The organism is Tenacibaculum finnmarkense genomovar ulcerans, assembly GCF_900239495.1.
In the GTDB taxonomy this organism is placed as follows: domain Bacteria; phylum Bacteroidota; class Bacteroidia; order Flavobacteriales; family Flavobacteriaceae; genus Polaribacter; species Polaribacter ulcerans.
On record NZ_OENE01000008.1, the window covers coordinates 1 to 2,274 of the forward strand.

The 2,274-nt window shown below is 32.1% G+C and carries 2 protein-coding genes; both read right to left on the reverse strand.

From position 1 onward, the window contains the following. Positions 1 to 118: 118 nt before the first annotated feature. Entirely contained in the window at positions 119 to 598 is a 480-nt protein-coding gene (locus DPIF8902391_RS03700) for a hypothetical protein (protein ID WP_058885314.1), read from the reverse strand. Between the two features lie 12 nt (positions 599 to 610). Continuing rightward, positions 611 to 1,945: a DUF6973 domain-containing protein gene (locus DPIF8902391_RS03705; RefSeq protein WP_144430050.1), complete on the reverse strand. Its 1,335-nt coding sequence runs from the start codon at positions 1,943 to 1,945 to the stop codon at positions 611 to 613. Positions 1,946 to 2,274 lie beyond the last annotated feature (329 nt).

Consider the following 2,274-nt stretch of genomic DNA (forward strand, 5'->3'; position numbering starts at 1 on the left):
TCAATTTGGTGAACCGCCGTATACGAGACCCGTACGTACGGTGGTGTGAGAGGCGCACTCCGACTATTTTAGTCGGAGCCGTCTACTCGATTGGCAAATGTGCGTATTTATTTTTCAATTATTCTTGCTCGAAAAAAAGACCTTTTATTGAATCTTCAAAAATAGCAATACTCAAATCTCCTCCGTAATCATTTTTTAGGAATCCATTTTCGGTAATATTTGCACTAACTAATATATTATTTTCAAATTCATTATATAAAGATATTACTCCTTGTCCTTCTAATTGAACTGTAAAGTACGCTTTATCAGAAATCTCTTTTACCAAGTTCAAATTGGGCTTCCATCTATTATGGTCGACTGCAACATATTGAGCTTCGGAGTTATTATTTCTTATTCTTATGAGAGGTAACGTGTAAGATCCTGTATCTACAAATTCCCCATTTTTTATACCTCCTATAGTTACTTTTACATTTTCGTATTCTAATCCGGTTGTATTTCTTATTTCAAACATAAATCCAATTTGAACATTTTCTTCATCTGAAGGTAAACATGAAGTTAGCAAAAATATACAACAAATTAATATTAATTTAGTTTTCATAATTGTTGAATTTTAAAGTTTATAACAAGCTTTGATTTCCACTCTTTCTCTTCTGTAAATAGCTCTTCGACATTCTTCTATAGGTCTAATTCTTTGTGCTATGCGTATATCATCAAAACGATCGCAATCGTAATATTCCCAATGAGAGAAAACAGAACGATACGTATACCTAGATGGTACTATAGTTCCTTTAAAATAAACTACAGTATTTGCATTTGTATTTAGTATTTTTGCTTTGATTTGTGGAGCTTTTTGACTTTGTGGAAGTAAGTTATTTGGAAAATCTGTACTGTTTTTTGTTTTCACAATAAAACAACTTCTTTTATCTACAGCTTCACGAACTAAATCTTTTATTCTACTAGTACTAGGTGTGTTTAAACCATAATTCCAACCAAACCATGTTTTTTTATATGAAGTATTATCATTCCATATTTTTCTACCAATGGCGTTGTTATGGTAATCCATTGCTTCGCTATCAATAGGATTAGAATCATTACATTCTTCATTTGCATCTGCTACTGCTTTTGCAAATGCCATACGAGGTGCTTTAGAACTAACGGTAGGGTAATAATTTGCTAATAGTGCATTCCATAAAGTATGTCTGTATGCATCTCCTCTTGTGTCTGTTCCACCACCGCCTGCATAACCGTAATAACTTCCGTAAGAGTCAGGATAATAATTTCCAGCAGAAGTACTTGCTCTTGTTGATGCTAAAGTTATTGCATACGTAGCTCGTGTTAGCCCCCATTTTAGGCTAATTATTTTTTTTAAGACACACGTTTTACCACTCCTAGCAGCTGCTTTAGAAGTAATAACGACTTCGTTTTTTGCAATTTTATCCAATACCACATAATCTAAATTTTGCGAGTAGTATTCATCTATCAAATCAATATTTTTTTCAATTCCTTCTTCTGTAAGTGTTGGGAAATCTGATTTAATCATTTCCCAACGTTCTAGAGCTTCTTTTTCAGTATCTAATTCTTGTTCTATTTTTTTATAAGGGAATTGCTCTATAAGTTCTTTAGTAGCTGCTACAATAAGTTCAGGGCTTGGTAACTCAGTATTACTTGTTCTATAACTAGCTACCTTTCCTTTAATAGTACCAGTTTTTGAATTATTATAAATTTGTTTTAAAACATCTTCTGTGTGTTTGATTTCTAAATTTTCAATTGGCGTATCAAATCTGTGGTTTACAGGTAAACCCTTAAAATAAATTAGTTTTGAGGTGTCAATTTCGGAAACAGTTTCTATTATTTCAGAAGAGTAATCGTCTTTTTCTTGGCAAGAGTTAATTGATAATCCAATTAGAATTATCAACATTAATTTCAGTTTGTTTAAATTTCTCATAAATCATTTAGTTTTTAATTAGTAATTGTTTTTTCGTTTTTAGCATTTTTGCCAACGTTAAGTATAAGAAACGTAGGGCAGGTGATAAGCACTTTCGTTTCGGTTTATTACTTAGCTAAATATAAATATTTTGCTTTTATCTTTTCTACTATAAACGCCAAATTTTATATTTAGCGGACTTTGTAAATAAACACAGAACTTTCGGTTAAACACAAACGCCCTATGTTTTTTATACATTGTGTGTGCCCAGCATGGGCATCTTTTGACTACCGAAAGGTAGTTTATTAATCTAGAGGGTGCAAGTCCCTTATGCGCAGGAGTAACGTTCT